This is a genomic window from Streptomyces sp. 840.1, from assembly GCF_003751445.1.
Classification (GTDB): Bacteria; Actinomycetota; Actinomycetes; order Streptomycetales; family Streptomycetaceae; genus Streptomyces.
In genome coordinates this window covers 1538273-1552604 of the sequence record NZ_RJUU01000001.1, presented here as the reverse complement: position 1 = coordinate 1552604, position 14332 = coordinate 1538273, and the positions used below count along the sequence as shown (strand labels likewise).

Below are 14332 nucleotides of genomic sequence, written 5' to 3'. Positions count from 1 at the left end.
GGGCGGCGGCCCGTCTCCCGCCGCTGCCGCCCCGCCATTCCGCATCGAAGGGACTCCCCGTCATGGCGCACGTGTTCCGGAGCGACTACCCCGACGTCCTGCCACTCGACACGGCCATCCACGACGCGGTGCTGGGCCAGGCCGCCGCAGAGTTCGGCGACAGGGTCGCCCTGATCGACGGCACGGACGAGAACAGCCGGCTCACCTACCGGCAGCTCGACGCCTTCCACCGGAAGATCGCCGCGGGACTGGCCGCCGCCGGACTCGTCAAGGGCGACGTGCTCGCCCTGCACAGCCCGAACACCATCGCCTACCCGGCCGTCTTCTTCGGCGCCACCCGGGCCGGAGCCACCGTCACCACCGCCCACCCGCTCGCCACGGCCGAGGAGTTCGCGGGGCAGCTCCGCGACTCCTCCGCGCGCTGGATCGTCACCGTGTCCCCGCTCCTGAACACCGCCCGCCGCGCGGCCGAACTCGTCGGCGGCATCGAGGAGATCTTCGTCTGCGACCGGGCCGAAGGCCACACCTCGGTCCTCGACATGCTCGCCACCACCGCCCCCGAGCCGATGATCACCATCGACCCGGCCGAGGACATCGCGGCCCTGCCGTACTCCTCCGGCACCACGGGCATCCCCAAGGGCGTCATGCTCACCCACCGCTCCATGGCCACCAACCTGGAGCAGCTGCGCCCCTTCGTCCCCATGGGCACCGACGCCCGCATCCTGGCCGTGCTCCCCTTCTTCCACATCTACGGGCTCACCGCCCTGATGAACGCACCGTTGCGGACCGGCGCCACCGTCGTCGTCCTGCCGCGCTTCGACCTCGCCCAGTTCCTCACCGCGATCGAGACGCACCGCATCACTGGCCTGTACGTGGCCCCGCCGATCGTGCTGGCCCTCGCGAAGCACCCGGTCGTCGACCGGTACGACCTGTCCTCGCTGGAGTACATCGTCAGCTCCGCCGCCCCGCTCGACGCCGAACTCGCCGCCGCCTGCTCGCGCCGCCTCGGCCTGCCGCCCGTGCGCCAGGCGTACGGGATGACGGAGCTGTCGCCCGGCACCCACGTCGTCCCGCTGGCCGCGGAGAACCCGCCGCCCGGGGCCGTCGGCACGCTGCTGCCCAACACCGAGATGCGCATCGTCTCCCTCGACGCCCCCGGCGAGGACGCCGGAACCGGCACCGACGGCGAGATCCTGATCCGCGGCCCGCAGGTGATGAAGGGCTACCTCGGCCGCCCCGACGCCACCGCCGCGATGATCGACTCCGACGGCTGGGTGCACACCGGGGACATCGGACGGGTGGACGAGGACGGCTGGCTGTTCGTCGTCGACCGGGTCAAGGAACTCATCAAGTACAAGGGCTACCAGGTCGCCCCCGCCGAGCTGGAGGCACTGCTGCTCGGCCACCCGTCCATAGCCGACGCCGCCGTGATCGGCGTGTACGACGCCGACGGCAACGAGGTCCCCAAGGCCTTCCTGGTCCGCCGGGGGACCGTCGCCCCCGTCGACCTCACGGCGGACGACGTGATGGCCTACGTCACCGAGCGCGTCGCCCCGTACAAGAAGATCCGGCAGGTCGAGTTCATCGACGCCGTACCGCGCGCCGTCTCCGGCAAGATCCTGCGCCGCGAACTGCGCGACCGCGAGAAGGCCCGCACCGCCCCCGACACCCCGGAGAAGACCCCATGACCCTGGCCGCCCCCACGCACGAGCGCGGCATCACCACCCTCACCCTGGACTCGCCGGCCAACCGCAACGCGCTGTCCGCGCGACTGGTCGGCGAGCTCTCGGCCGCGCTCGCCGCGTGCGCGGCCGACGACGCCGTCCGGGCCGTCGTCCTCACCCACACCGGCAACACCTTCTGCGCGGGCGCCGACCTCACCGCGCCCGCCGACCCGGCGGCCTTCGTCGCGCTGATGCGGCAGATCGTCGCGCTGCCCAAACCGGTCGTGGCCCGGGTCACCGGCCACGTCCGGGCCGGCGGCCTCGGACTGCTCGGCTCCTGCGACATATCGGCGGCCGGGCCCGGCGCCTCCTTCGCGCTGACCGAATCCCGCCTGGGCCTCGCCCCGGCCGTCATCTCGATGCCCCTGCTGCCGCGCATGGACCCGCGCGCCGCCGCCCGCTACTACCTCACCGGCGAACGCTTCGACGCCGCCGAGGCCGCCCGGATCTCCCTCATCACGCTGGCCGCCGACGGGGACGTGGACGAGGCACTCGCCCCCGTGCTCGACGGACTGCGCCGGGCCTCCCCACAGGGGCTGCGGGCGTCGAAGGAGCTGGTCGCGGCTAGTGTGCTGGAGAGTTTCGACCAGCACGCGGACGACGTCATCGCCCGATCGGCGGCCCTCTTCGCCTCCGAGGAAGCCCGCGAGGGGATGACGGCCTTCCTCGAACGACGGGATCCCGCATGGGTGTGGTGACACAGGGCAGAAGCCCCGGCCCCAAGCAGGACCGCAGCCGGGCCACCCGCAAGCGGCTCCTGGAAGCCGCGGTGTCCTGCCTGGCCGAACACGGCTGGGCGGGCTCCACCGTCTCCGTCGTCGCGGAACGCGCCGGGGTCTCGCGCGGCGCGGCCCAGCACCACTTCCCCACCCGCGAGGACCTGTTCACCGCCGCCGTCGAGTACGTCGCGGAGGAACGCTCCGCCGCCCTGCGGGCCCTGCCCGACCAGGACCGCGCATCGGTCGTCGCCGCCCTCGTCGACCTCTACACCGGGCCGCTCTTCCGCGCCGCCCTCCAGCTCTGGGTCGCCGCCTCCAACGAGGAGCAGCTCCGCCCCCGCGTCACCGAACTCGAAGCCCGCGTGGGCCGCGAGACCCACCGCATCGCCGTCGGCCTCCTGCACGCCGACGAGAACCGCCCCGGCGTACGCGAAACGGTCCAGGGGCTCCTGGACATGGCACGCGGCCTGGGCCTGGCCAACGTCCTCACCGACGACACCGCCCGCCGCCGCCGGGTGGTGGAGCAGTGGGCGGCGATGATCGAGGAAGCGCTGGGCAGCGGGACGCGATGACGCGGCTGCCGGGCACGCCGGGAGCGGCGGTACCCGGTCAGCCCCCGGCCGCGCCCGGGGCCGGGACGGCGATGCCCACGGTCAGCAGCTCGTGCCGGGCCGCCCACCGCCCCTGCAACAACGCCGGCGGCAGGCCGCCGGCGGGCGGCGCAGAGACCCGCAGCCGCGCCGTGAACGTACCGTCCGCCCGTGGCTCCACCGCGACGTCCGAGAAGGACAACTGCCGGCCGGTCAGCGGGTGCCAGACCTTGTACACGGCCTCCTTGACGCAGAACACCAGCCGGTCCCACGCCACCGGGGGCCCGGCGTGCTCCAGCGCCGCGACGGCGTCCCGTTCCACGGGAAGCAGTATCCGGGCCGCGACCTCCGCCGACAGCGGCGCGTCCGGCTCGGCATCGATCCCGACGGCGCAGAACGCATCGGCAGGCGCCAGCGCCGCGGCCCGGTAGCCGAGGCAGTGCGTGAAGCTCCCCACCAGCCCGTCCGGCCACCGGGGCGCGTTCCGCTCCTCGCTCACCAGCGGGGCGGGCGGCCTGCCGAGCTCCCGCAGGGCCTGACGCGCACAGCCGCGCACCGTCGTGAACTCCCGCCGGCGCTTCTCGACAGCACCCGCTATGTACGCCTCCTCCTCGGGGAACAGCCGTATCGAGCCCGCGTCCCCCGCGTCGGTGAAGGCCTCGGCGAAGGCCACCCCGGCGGGCAGCGGTCCGTGGGCCATCGCCTCGATCACCCGCCACGCCTCCCGGTCCGGTTGTGGTCGGTCAGCATTATGGCAGCGTTCCGAGGCCGCTTCCCGGGCCGCCGGGGGCGATGCCACAAGGCGGTTCAAAGGGCTCGTCGTTCAGGGAAACGGCTCCACGGAGCCCGGCAGGGCACGGCACGGGGCACGGCCCTCGGGGTGCCCCGTGCCGCGCGTGGATATCCTGTCCCGTCCTGAACAGGCCAGGGAGGCCCCGCGTCATGAGCAGCACCGCAGCACCCTTTCCCGACCGGATCGAGCTCACGGGGGAGGGCCTCGTCCTGCGCGACTGGACGGAGTCGGACCTGGCCGCGATGCCCGCTCTGTTCGACCACCCCGACGTCGCGCACTGGACCCCGATCGTCTCGCCGTTCGACGAGGCGGCCGCCCGAGCCCGCCTGGACAAGGCCCGCCGGCTGCGGACGGAGGGCTCGACCATCCTGCTCGCGATCACCGTCGACGGCGGCGCCCCGCTCGGCGAGGTGATGCTGCGCCGCGCCCCCGAGGGCACAGAGCTCGGCTACGCGGTCGGCCCGGCCCACCGGGGCCACGGTCTGGCGGCACGGGCGGTACGCGTGATGTCCGGGTACGCCTTCGAGGAGCTCGGGGTGGAACAGGTGATCCTGGAGCTGGAGGCCGACAACGCCGCGAGCGTCGGGGTCGCCACGCGGGCGGGCTTCAGCCTGCTCGACGTACCCCTGATCGAGGGCGAGGAGAAGGGGCGCCCGTACGTCCTGCAGACATGGGGGCTGAGCCGCCCCTGACCGCACGGGGGGCAACGACGGCGGGCGCGGGCTTCACACGTCGGCTGAGAGGCCGGGCCCGCCCTGTGCCATGACCCTCGCCACCTCGCGGGCGGTTCCGGCGAAGGCCTCCGCCGCACCGCTGAGGTTCCCGGCCCGCCACACCAGGCCGTAACCGGTCGGTCGCGCGTCCGCGAAGCCGACATAGGCAACACCGGGGCGGGCGTGGTACGTCGCCGTGTGCGCGGGTGCGATCAGCGCGCCCTTGCCGCTGGTGACCAGCATCAGCGCCTCCTGCATATTGGTCATGCCGGGGCCGCGGGCGATCGGCCGGCCGCTCGGTGTGTGCGCGGGGACATGGTGTTCGAGCCAGTAGTCGGGCACCTTGCCGTCGATCGTGAGCAGCGGCACGTCGGCCAGATCCTCAAGGGACACCGAGTCCCGGGCGGCGAGCGGATGGGCCGAGCCGATCGCGAGGACGCGCCTCTCCCTCATCAATGTGATGCTGCCGTGCAAGTCCGGTTCATTCAGGGGTAGTTCGGTGAGCTGAATGTCGTACTCGCCCCTGCGTAGCTGCCCGTAGGGATCGGCGAGCGGCACCTCACAGAACTCGACGGCGAGTGTGGGGTGGCTGACGCGCAAGGCCTCCGTCGCCTTCATGACGATCTCGCCGGTCAGCGGGTTCGAGAAGCCGACGTACAGCACGGTGTCGATGCCGTGCGCGGTGGTGACGGCCCGTGCCAGGGCGGCTTCGATGGCGAGGTGGTGCGGTTCGAGATCGGCGCGCAGCTGCCGGCCGAGCGAGGTGAGGGCGACACGGCGGCTGGTACGAATGAACAGCGGAGCGCCGACGCGGCGCTCAAGACGCTGCACGAGCTGGCTCACCCGGGCCCGGGACAGCCGCATCCGGTCAGCCGTACGGCCGAAGTGCAGCTCGTCCGCGAGCAGGAGGAAGCACTCCAGTTCATCGCGTTCCATCGACGTTCCCCCAGGTCACATCGGATCGGTAAGCCTGGTTGAACGAACATTGCGATCTTCGCCGTTGTTCCCCCACACGCCCGGCCCGATGGTGAGCGAACCGAGAGCCTTCCTCCCGCCATCAAGGAACCGAACCGACATGAGTCGTCAGAAATCAGCGGATGCTCTGGGCACACGCGAGTGGGGCGTCCTGCTCGTCCTGTGCGGTGCGATCTTCCTGGAGGGCATCGATGTGGGCATGCTCAATGTGGCCCTGCCGTCCATCCGTGCCGACCTCGGCCTGTCCACCGGCTCCCTCCAGTGGATCATGAGTGCCTACGTCCTCGGATACGGAGGCTTCATGCTGGTCGGCGGACGCGCCGCCGACCTCTTCGGGCGCCGCCAGATGTTCGTCTTCTGGCTCCTGGTCTTCCTGCTCTTCTCCGGTCTGGGCGGCTTCGCCTCCGAAGGGTGGCTGCTGATCCTCGCCCGGTTCGTCACCGGAGTGGCCGCCGCCTTCATGACTCCGGCCGGCCTGTCCATCATCACCACCAGCTTCGCCGAGGGCCCGCAGCGCAACAAGGCGCTGCTCGTCTACTCCGGCACCGCGGCGGGCGGCTTCTCGATCGGACTGGTCGTCGGCGGGCTGCTCACGGCGGTCGACTGGCGCTGGGTGTTCTTCGCCCCGGTCGTGCTCTCCGCGCTGATCCTGCTCGCGGCGCTCGCCATCGTGCCCAAGTCGCCGCGCCCCGACCGCGGCGGACGGAGCGTCGATCTGGCCGGTGGCGTCAGCATCACCGCCGCGATCGTCCTGACCGTCCTCGGCGTGGAGCGCGCCACCCACGCAGGCCTCGCCTGGACCCTCGGCACACTCGGCGCGGGCCTCGCCGGCCTTGTGGCGTTCATCGTCATCGAGCGCCGCTCCGCGTCCCCGCTGGTCCGCCTCGGTATCTTCCGAGGCGGCGCCCTGGTCCGCGCCAACCTCGCCGGACTGCTCTTCGCGGCCGCCTTCTTCGGCTTCCAGTTCCTGGTCGTCCTGTACCTCCAGGAACTGCGCGGCTGGTCGACCCTCCGGAGCAGCTTCGCGATGATCGTCATCGGCGTCGACGCGATCCTCTCCCCGGTCCTCACTCCCAGGCTGGTGAACCGCTTCGGGAACGCCCGGGTGATCTTCGGCGGCCTGCTCCTCGCCGCACTCGCCTACGCCCTGTTCCTGCCGGTCGGCGCCGACTGGACGTACCTGGCGATGTTCCCCAGCCTGATCATCCTGGGGACCGCCTTCTCCCTCGCCTACGGGCCGCTCACCATCGTCGCCACCGAGGGCGTAAAGGACGAGGAGCAGGGCCTGGCGGGCGGGCTGCTCTACACCTCCTTCCAGTTCGGCGCCGCGATCGGCCTCGCGACGGTCACCGCCGTCAACGTCTCGGCCACCTCGTCGGCCTCACCCGCCGCGTTGCTCGACGGCTACCGGGCCGCTCTGTGGGTTCCCCTCGTCGCAGTTCTGCTCGCCGCGCTGATTAGCGCCTTCGGACTGCGCACCCGCCCGGCCACCACGCCGGTCACGCCGTACGGACCCGCCGACCGCGCCACCGACGAACTCCCGGCCTCCCGCTGATCGCACGCCTCAGGGGGATTTGAGGAGGTCGCGGAGTCCGGCGACGAGGGTGGTGACGTCGCGTTCGGCGGGCCGGCTCGCGGGGTCTGCCGGTTCCGCCGGGGTGCCGGGGGTTGGTGCGGGTTCGCGGCAGGGGTGGCAGAGGCCGTCGGGGAGTGCTTCGGGGCGGCCGGGGGTGCCGCATTGGGTGCACTCCATCATCACGCGGCGGGTGGGGGTGTTGGCGGGTGGCGGTGTGGGGGTGGTGGGGAGTGCGGGCGGGATCTTGGTGGTGAGGCGGTGGCGGACGAGGCCGAGGGGCGAGTCGACGTGGGCGGGCAGTCCGGCGGTGAGGGCACGGGTGAGGTAGTCGGCGTCCACGCCGCGTGCGAACCACCGCTGGGCCAGGGCTTCCATGGCCGTGCAGTCGGCGGCGGAGAGCGCCAGGCGCGCATCGACCCGTCCGAGCCCGGCGAGCGCGAGGTACGCGGGCGAGGGGGGCGACGGGGACGACGGGGACGTCGGTACGGGCACGGGTGCGGGCGCGGGCCGTTCCGGCTCGGGGGGTCGCTGCGTGGGCACCGCCACCGCAGCTTCCACGGGCTCAGCCTCCGCCATCGCCACGGGCGCGCAGTCCTCCTGGTTCACGCTCCCGGGGGCCAGGTGCGCCGCCCACCACGCGTCGCCCCGGGGGGTCCGCGACCAGTAGGTCCTGAACACCCACCGCACCTGGTCGCCCTCGCCGACCGCACACCGCACGCGCCGCAGGTGCCCGGCCACGGACAGCGCGGTCAGCGCCGAGCCGACGGCCTGCTGTCCGTAGAGCGGGATCTGCTTGGCGAGGGCCTTCACGCTCATCGTGGCGCCCTCGGGCAGCCGCTCGATGAACCCGGCGACATACCGCTCCCGCAACGGCAACAGCGCGAAATTATCAGCGCGGGGCGGGAGTTCGTCCGGCACGGTGCGCTTGCCGTAACCGGGATGGGACATCGGGTGCGGGGGCGACACAGCGGACGCGGGCAGGGCGGGACTAAAGTTCTGAACAGCCACGGATCGTCTTTCCCGATCTTGAGGTCAGACCCCGGCTCGGTGCTGATTACACCGCGTCGGGGTCGTTTAGTTTCTCGCACCGTAGACAGTCGCCACGCTCTGTCGCAAGCCGTCACCATTAGTCATACTTGCTGCCCGCGACAGGTCAGGGGCGGGTCAGGGGGACGAGCCGGGGGGCGGGTCTGGGAGGTGGGGAGGTTTTCCCAACCACCCTTCTTTCCCTACCGGTTAAAAGAAGGCGCTCGAATCTCGGAGCTCGGGGCTCGCAGCCCGGGTCCCAAGCTCCGAGCCCCGGGCCGAACCCACCCCTGCGTGCGCTCGAACGAGTGAACCACCCCTCCCGAAGCCCGAGGCTCGGGACCCGAGCTGCGAGCTTCGGACCAGGAGCCTCGCGGCCGGACCGGCCGACGACAGGGGACCTGTACAGATTTTCTGGGCCTGTTGGACCGTCTGCTTGGAGAGCTGGGAGAGCTGGGAGAGCTGGGGGAACGATGAGCACTGAACGCACGTGGTTCAAGTCCAGCTACAGCGGCAGCGAGGGCGGCCAGTGCGTCGAAGTCGCCGCGCACCCCGCCGCCGTGCACGTCCGCGACTCCAAGAACCCCGACGGCCCGGCCCTCGCCCTCCCGCCCACCGCCTGGTCCGCGTTCACCGCGCACGTCAGCAGCTGAGGCGCCGCCCGACCGCCCTTCGGGCGACGACGGCAGTTTGAAGAAGACAGGCCCTAGGCGGGCGGGATGGTACTGGTCGGCAGGGCCTGCTGGTAGAGCACCACCAACGCGCCGTGCACAGGCTGTTCCTCCCCGATCTCCGCCCCGCTTTCCGCGCCGTCCTCCTCGGCGTCGTCGACCAGTCCGGCGAGGGCCTCTCCCAGTTGTCTCGCCTTCGCGGGGCTGAGGCGCAGATGGCGCAGGGTCAAGAGGGGTTCGACCGGGGAGCGGTCCAGCTCCTGGGCAACCGCGGCGAGCATCGCGGCGGTGCCGGCCGCCTGTGGTTCGGCGACGACCATGTGGCGGGCCGTGCGCTGGTAGTACTGCTCGGTGCCGCCGCGGACCTGGCGGGTCTCCGCGATGTGGACCAGCCCGGCTTCGCGGAGCACCTTGAGGTGGTGGGCGACGTTGCCCTTCTTCGCGTCGAGCTGGACCGCGAGCCTGCTGACGGTGGCGGGCCGGTGGCCCAGGGCGAAGAGCAGCCGCTGACGCAACGGGTGGGCGAGGGCGGCGAACTGCTCGGGCGCGCCGATCTCCAGGATGTCCTCGGGGGGCGGTGAGTGGGAAGGCTGATCTCGCATACCGAAAGTGTCTAAAAGCTTTGACGCTTTCGCAAGTGGGGTGCTGTACTCCCTCCCATGACGACACCGACGAAGCTTCAGCCCGCCCTCGTGATCGACGAGACGGTCCGGCTCCTGACCGAGCGATACGTCTTCCCCGAGACGGCCGAACAGATAGCGGCCCTGCTCCAACGACGCCTTGCCGAGGGCGCGTACGACGTCGAGGACGCCGAGGAGCTGTCCCGTCTGGTCACCGCGGACCTTCAGTCCGGCAACGGTGACCGGCACCTGAGGCTGAAGCACCACGCGGAGCCGGTGCCCCCGAAGGAAGGGGCGGCGACCTTGGACGCCATGCGCCGGGACTTCGACACCTCGCTGGGCGGCGTGCCCCGGGTGGAACTGCTCGACGGAGGGGTCGCCGCGGTGGAGCTCGCGCCGATGCTGTTCCCGCTGGAGTGGGCCGCAGAACCGCTGAGCGCCGCCCTCACCCTGGCCTCCCGCGCCGAGGCGCTGATCGTGGACCTGCGCGGCAACCGGGGCGGCGACCCGGACACGGTCGCCTTCGTCTGCGGATACCTGCTGGACGAGCGCACCCACCTCAACACCATGTACTGGCGCGGCGGCGAGCGGACCGAACAGTCCTGGAGCCCGCCGCACGTTCCCGGCGCGCGCTTCGGCGGCACAAAGCCGCTGTACGTGCTGACGAGCGACAGCACCTTCTCCGCCGCCGAGGAGCTGGCGTACGACCTCCAGCAGCTCGGCCGCGCCGTGGTCGTCGGCGAGAGCACCCGGGGCGGCGCGCACCCGTGCCAGGGCTGGACCGTGCACCCGCATCTCGAAGCCACCGTCCCCTTCGGCCGCGCCGTCAACCCCGTGTCCGGCACGAACTGGGAGGGAGTCGGCGTGCAGCCGGACGTCCCCTGCGCCGCCGCCGACTCCCTCGGCCAGGCGCACACGCTGGCCCTCGCCCGACTGGCGGGCTGAACCGGACCGTTCCGCGGAGCAGCGGCGTCCGCGGCGACGCTGAGGTCGTGCGCGACTGACGGCCGCTGACGACACGGCACGCGGTAGCCGTTCCGGACCGCGGTGATGCCGGAGGTGCTGTGCCGGACGCTGGGCACGGCCGACAGCCCGCTCGGTCGCGCGCTGGTGGGACAGCGACCGGGTGATTCGGTGCGACGCGCCCGACGGGCCGACGGTCGCGACCATCGTGTCCCTCGGCTGATCGGCCGAGGGACCCGGGCAACCCGTCTACTGCTTTCCGTGGCTGGTGGGAGGGAACGGGTCGCGGTCCTTCCGGGTGCCTGCGGCCGAGGGCATCTCGCCCGATTCCGTCTGGCGGTCAACCTCGTCCTGCGCGGCCCGGTACACCTCGTCGGGGCTCTCCGTATGCTCGGCGGAGCGGCCCGCTTCCTCCTGGTCACGCGCCGTCCGCTTCCGCATCTCGCCCTCGTCCGGCCGCCGGGGCATCCCTCGGCCGTGGCCGTGGTCGGGGTCGCCCTCGACGGTTCGGTTGGCCTTGTGGTGGTGTGCCATGGGTCCGGCCTCCTCCGGTTCGCGCCCGGGTCCGCTCACGGACCAGGGCTGTTCCTGTCCTGCTCCGTCCCTCCGCAGGCCTGCGGAGGGACTCGGTCCCCCACCGGGCCGGGTTCGCCCGCGACGGTGGGCGTGCGGACCGCGTGATTGACCGCGCCGTCGCGCGCCGCAGCGAGTGGGCGCAGTCGTCAACGCGCGACCCAGGCCAGGCCGGTACGTCGTGGCCTCGAGCCGGACGTCGCACGCGGCTTGCCCGCCCTCACAGCCGACCGGTGGCTCCACCGGTCCGACCGGGTGGGCCGTCGGGCAAGACTGGGGGGGTACGTCGGTCCCGTCCCGTTCCAGCCTGCGCAGCCTTTCTCTCCGTCGCAACTTCGGCATCGCCGAGACCCGGTTCGAGGACGAGAACGCGGGCGGCTCGGCAGCGACCGCTGACGGCTTTCCCGGCCGCGTCCTAGGGCGCCGGACCTCGGCCCCCGGCCCGCGAGGATCGTTCGCGGGCCCGATGCGGCAGCCCGGAGCGGACGGACATTCTTTTCTTGAACCTGCCAAGAAGGAGTGCGTGATGTCGTACATCGAGAGCATGCGGTACCCGGAGCCCCGCTACCACGGCACCGGGGGCGAAGTGAACGCGTCCTTCCGGCCGGCCGACACCCCGCCGGAGGTCTCGTCGCCCGGGGGATCGACCAGCTACCTCGCCACGCAGGAATCGACCGGAGGCGAATTCGGCCTCTACAAAGGCGTGCTGGGACCGGGCTCGGCCGGAGCGAAGACTCACTTCCACCGGGCCATGTCGGAGTCCTTCTACATCCTCTCCGGCGAACTGGAGCTCTTCAACGGCGAGAAGTGGGTCACCGGCCGCGAGGGCGACTTCCTGTACGTGCCGGTCGGCGGTCTGCACGCGTTCAAGAACGTGACCGACGCCCCCATGTCCATGCTCATGCTCTTCTCCCCGGGCGCCCCGCGCGAGGAGTACTTCGAGCAGGTCGCGGAGATGTCGCAGCGCGGCCCCGAGGAGCTGAAGGAGTTCCGTATCCGGCACGACAGCTACTTCGTGGAGGACTTCGACTCCGGGGACGGCCGGGCGGAGTAGCCGCCCGTCAGCAGGCCGGGCTCGTCGCCCACTGAGTGGGACAGGGTCTCGAAGCTGAAGGCGGTGATCAGGCGCCCGTCGCGGTAGTACGCGAACGCCGGGCTGTGCGCCTTGGCGATGCAGGGCTCGGTCACCAGGACGACGAGCTCCGGGCGCATCGAAACTCCCGCAACGGCGAAATTCCGGCAAAGCGCCCGCACATCTCGATCTGGACATTTAAGGGTCTATTTCCAGACCTGGAGTCGCGGGTGATTGCTATGTGCAGCCACCTTGCGCGATCTTCGTCATGCAGGAAAGGGGAACGGGAGTAAAGGTAATTCGCAGCGATCGGACGGGTTTTCGACGTCCCTCTGTTCGCTCGCGGCGGCATGGCTCTCCCGTTCGAATCTGAATGCCGAATGCAGAATATCGGATGAAGGAGATCTTGTGATTTCAAAGACGAAGAGGATCGCCCGTTCCGTGGGTGTGGCGATCGCGGCCACCGCGGCGGTCACGATGGTCACGCCGACGAGCAACGCCTTCGCGATCGACCACGTCGAGTGCCGCGGCGGGGAGAACTTCCTGAAGGTCTGGTCCCACCTGGACGGCCGCACCAGCGTGGACTGCTACGCCAACAAGGGCCGGACCGGCTTCGGCAACTGGTGGGTCGATCGCATTTCGACGGGCAACAACGACCTCATCTACTACGACGCCAACGGCGATTCCGTGCGCATCAACCGGTGGACCGACATCACGTTCCCGAACAACCCGCCGAAGGTCAAGGACATCGAAATCCTCTGACCTCTCTGTGGGCGCTGTCCATTCGGGCCCCGCGCTCCGGCGCCCGAATGGACAGCGGCGGTCACAGATGGAGATCGGTGCGGTCGATCCATTCGGCGGTCACCACGATGTTCTCGCCGGCGGGGGTGTCGGATGCTTCGAGCAGTGCCCACTCGCGGGCCGATTCCACCAACTCCGGCCACGGCGACGTCCAGTCGAGGTCCCAGTCCAGCCGGGGGCCGTGGACCAGGTGGACGGCGTCGCCGTCCGCGGCCCAGAACGCGGTGTGCAGGACGACCTGGTCCAGGCCGGCGAGGGCGTTCACGAGCGCGTCGCAGTGGACGGCCGGCCACGCGGGACCGATCGCCGGCGGCGTCGTGGCGCGCAGGCCCTCCATCGACGCGGGCAGGACCGGCTGGCGGGCGCCGAGGCCGGCGAGGGCCGCACGCAAGGCGACCGGCTCGCTGAGGTCCGGCGGCGTCGCCCGCCGCACACAGGCGCGGTACGCGTCCCGCAGGGGCCCGACCGCGTCCCTGATGCCCAGGTCCGCGAGGGCCGTGGCGGCCCACTCCCGTTCGGTGCTGTCCTCGCTGACGAGCAGTCCGGTCAACGCGGGTCCGCAGCGCACGTCCCCGACCGCTTCGAAGACCTCGATGGCCGTCAGCCGGCCGAACCGGCCGAGCGACATCAGGCCGTCGACGATGACCGGAACGGCGGGGCGCCCGATGTGGATCAGCTCGGCGCGCGCGTCCATGGACTCCTCCGTGCCACCGTCCATCTGCCGGACGAGGTCTTCGAGGCGGGAGGTCACGTGAGGTTCCTTCCGGCCGGGCGTTCCGTCGGGGACGGGACGCCCGGCGCGCGAGGCACGGGAGGGGATGCTCAGTTGGTCCAGAGGACCGGGCTGTCGCTGTACGCGTCGCCCTCGTCGAACGAGGCGGCCGCGATGGGCGCCGTCTTCGTGGCGCTGAGCGAGCAGGACTCGTACGACGCGCCCTTGGCCTTGAAGTCCTGCGGCGCCCCGTCGTTGTCGCACTTGCCCGGGAGGTCGCCGATCAGCACGATGCCCGTGGGGCCGCCGTCCGCCAGTTCGCCGCGCAGCTTCAGCGACGAGTACGACAGGTCGGTGCCGCCGACGTTCTCCACCTTCATCCGGATGTAATAGGGCGTCATGCCCTTCGCCTTCGCGCCGAATCCGGCCATGTCGGCCTCCGCGCCCTTCTCGATCGCCGTGACGGTCACGGCGATGGTGCCCTTCTTGTCGGTCCCGTACTTGAACGGCAGCACCGCCTTCTCGCCGACCTTGAGCTTCGTGCCCGGCGCGGTGACGTCACCGACCGGGGCGGCACCGTCGTCGCCGGGGTCCGCGGACGGGCTGCTCGGGTCCGCCGCCGCCGAGTCGGACGCCGCCGGGTCGGCCGAGGCCGGGGCGGAAGCCGACGGCGAGTCCGGTGCCGAGGCCGAGTCGTCGCTGTCATTGCAGGCTGTGAGCCCGAGCCCCATGGTGGTGAGAGCAGCCGCGAGGAGTATGCGTCCCTTGTGTGTCATTTCGACCTAACTGACAGAGAGCCGCCCG

17 protein-coding genes are annotated in these 14332 nt (G+C 71.4%); 9 read left to right on the top strand and 8 right to left on the bottom strand.

The window, feature by feature from the left end; all coding sequences use genetic code 11:
- The first annotated feature begins 62 nt into the window (after positions 1 to 62).
- From EDD93_RS07190 to EDD93_RS07180, 3 genes are read left to right on the top strand one after another with little or no spacing between them, the layout of a single operon-like run.
- Positions 63 to 1688, top strand: coding sequence for a 4-coumarate--CoA ligase family protein (locus EDD93_RS07190; RefSeq protein WP_123524360.1), 1626 nt, complete (start codon positions 63 to 65; stop codon positions 1686 to 1688).
- The gene (locus tag EDD93_RS07185) at positions 1685 to 2422 is read left to right on the top strand and encodes an enoyl-CoA hydratase family protein (protein ID WP_123524359.1); all 738 of its coding nucleotides are present in this window, start codon (positions 1685 to 1687) and stop codon (positions 2420 to 2422) included. Before EDD93_RS07190 ends, EDD93_RS07185 begins: the two co-directional genes overlap by 4 nt.
- A complete protein-coding gene (locus EDD93_RS07180; protein WP_123524358.1) occupies positions 2410 to 3015 on the top strand; it encodes a TetR/AcrR family transcriptional regulator in 606 nt (201 codons plus the stop codon). The genes EDD93_RS07185 and EDD93_RS07180 overlap by 13 nt, the downstream gene beginning before the upstream one ends.
- A 37-nt stretch (positions 3016 to 3052) precedes the next feature.
- On the opposite strand, the gene EDD93_RS07175 is transcribed toward EDD93_RS07180, so the two are convergent.
- Complete coding sequence (locus tag EDD93_RS07175; protein WP_260255647.1) at positions 3053 to 3745, bottom strand: 4'-phosphopantetheinyl transferase; 693 nt, start codon at positions 3743 to 3745, stop codon at positions 3053 to 3055.
- 230 nt (positions 3746 to 3975) lie between these two features.
- Here EDD93_RS07175 and EDD93_RS07170 point away from each other — a divergent pair, with 230 nt between their 5' ends.
- Positions 3976 to 4518 (top strand): GNAT family N-acetyltransferase, encoded by a 543-nt coding sequence (locus EDD93_RS07170; RefSeq protein WP_123524357.1) that lies wholly within the window; start codon positions 3976 to 3978, stop codon positions 4516 to 4518.
- A 33-nt stretch (positions 4519 to 4551) separates the two neighbouring features.
- Here the strand turns inward: EDD93_RS07170 and EDD93_RS07165 are convergent, their stop codons facing one another.
- Positions 4552 to 5475 (bottom strand): LysR family transcriptional regulator, encoded by a 924-nt coding sequence (locus EDD93_RS07165; RefSeq protein WP_123524356.1) that lies wholly within the window; start codon positions 5473 to 5475, stop codon positions 4552 to 4554.
- Positions 5476 to 5614: 139 nt separating this feature from the next.
- Between EDD93_RS07165 and EDD93_RS07160 the strand changes: the two genes are divergently transcribed.
- Positions 5615 to 7069 (top strand): MFS transporter, encoded by a 1455-nt coding sequence (locus EDD93_RS07160; protein WP_123524355.1) that lies wholly within the window; start codon positions 5615 to 5617, stop codon positions 7067 to 7069.
- A gap of 9 nt (positions 7070 to 7078) precedes the next feature.
- On the opposite strand, the gene EDD93_RS07155 is transcribed toward EDD93_RS07160, so the two are convergent.
- Positions 7079 to 8098, bottom strand: a complete 1020-nt coding sequence (locus EDD93_RS07155) for a MarR family transcriptional regulator (RefSeq protein WP_123524354.1) — start codon at positions 8096 to 8098, stop codon at positions 7079 to 7081.
- A 491-nt stretch (positions 8099 to 8589) separates the two neighbouring features.
- Here EDD93_RS07155 and EDD93_RS07150 point away from each other — a divergent pair, with 491 nt between their 5' ends.
- On the top strand, positions 8590 to 8769 hold the full coding sequence (locus tag EDD93_RS07150) for a DUF397 domain-containing protein (RefSeq protein ID WP_123524353.1): 180 nt from the start codon (positions 8590 to 8592) through the stop codon (positions 8767 to 8769).
- Between the two features lie 53 nt (positions 8770 to 8822).
- Here EDD93_RS07150 and EDD93_RS07145 read toward each other — a convergent pair whose 3' ends face one another.
- Positions 8823 to 9389: a helix-turn-helix transcriptional regulator gene (locus tag EDD93_RS07145; RefSeq protein ID WP_123524352.1), complete on the bottom strand. Its 567-nt coding sequence runs from the start codon at positions 9387 to 9389 to the stop codon at positions 8823 to 8825.
- Positions 9390 to 9446: 57 nt separating this feature from the next.
- Between EDD93_RS07145 and EDD93_RS07140 the strand changes: the two genes are divergently transcribed.
- The gene (locus EDD93_RS07140) at positions 9447 to 10352 is read left to right on the top strand and encodes a S41 family peptidase (RefSeq protein ID WP_123524351.1); all 906 of its coding nucleotides are present in this window, start codon (positions 9447 to 9449) and stop codon (positions 10350 to 10352) included.
- Positions 10353 to 10619: 267 nt separating this feature from the next.
- On the opposite strand, the gene EDD93_RS07135 is transcribed toward EDD93_RS07140, so the two are convergent.
- A complete protein-coding gene (locus EDD93_RS07135) occupies positions 10620 to 10904 on the bottom strand; it encodes a hypothetical protein (RefSeq protein WP_123524350.1) in 285 nt (94 codons plus the stop codon).
- 565 nt (positions 10905 to 11469) lie between these two features.
- Here EDD93_RS07135 and EDD93_RS07130 point away from each other — a divergent pair.
- Positions 11470 to 11997, top strand: a complete 528-nt coding sequence (locus tag EDD93_RS07130; protein WP_123524349.1) for a cupin domain-containing protein — start codon at positions 11470 to 11472, stop codon at positions 11995 to 11997.
- Here the strand turns inward: EDD93_RS07130 and EDD93_RS07125 are convergent.
- Complete coding sequence (locus tag EDD93_RS07125) at positions 11952 to 12155, bottom strand: hypothetical protein (RefSeq protein ID WP_123524348.1); 204 nt, start codon at positions 12153 to 12155, stop codon at positions 11952 to 11954. The two genes, EDD93_RS07130 and EDD93_RS07125, sit on opposite strands and share 46 nt — an antisense overlap.
- Before the next feature lie 268 nt (positions 12156 to 12423).
- Here EDD93_RS07125 and EDD93_RS07120 point away from each other — a divergent pair, with 268 nt between their 5' ends.
- Entirely contained in the window at positions 12424 to 12777 is a 354-nt protein-coding gene (locus EDD93_RS07120) for a beta/gamma crystallin domain-containing protein (RefSeq protein ID WP_123524347.1), read from the top strand.
- A gap of 61 nt (positions 12778 to 12838) precedes the next feature.
- On the opposite strand, the gene EDD93_RS07115 is transcribed toward EDD93_RS07120, so the two are convergent.
- A complete protein-coding gene (locus tag EDD93_RS07115) occupies positions 12839 to 13567 on the bottom strand; it encodes a HEAT repeat domain-containing protein (protein WP_123524346.1) in 729 nt (242 codons plus the stop codon).
- A 71-nt stretch (positions 13568 to 13638) separates the two neighbouring features.
- On the bottom strand, positions 13639 to 14304 hold the full coding sequence (locus EDD93_RS07110; RefSeq protein ID WP_123524345.1) for a hypothetical protein: 666 nt from the start codon (positions 14302 to 14304) through the stop codon (positions 13639 to 13641).
- Positions 14305 to 14332: the final 28 nt, after the last annotated feature.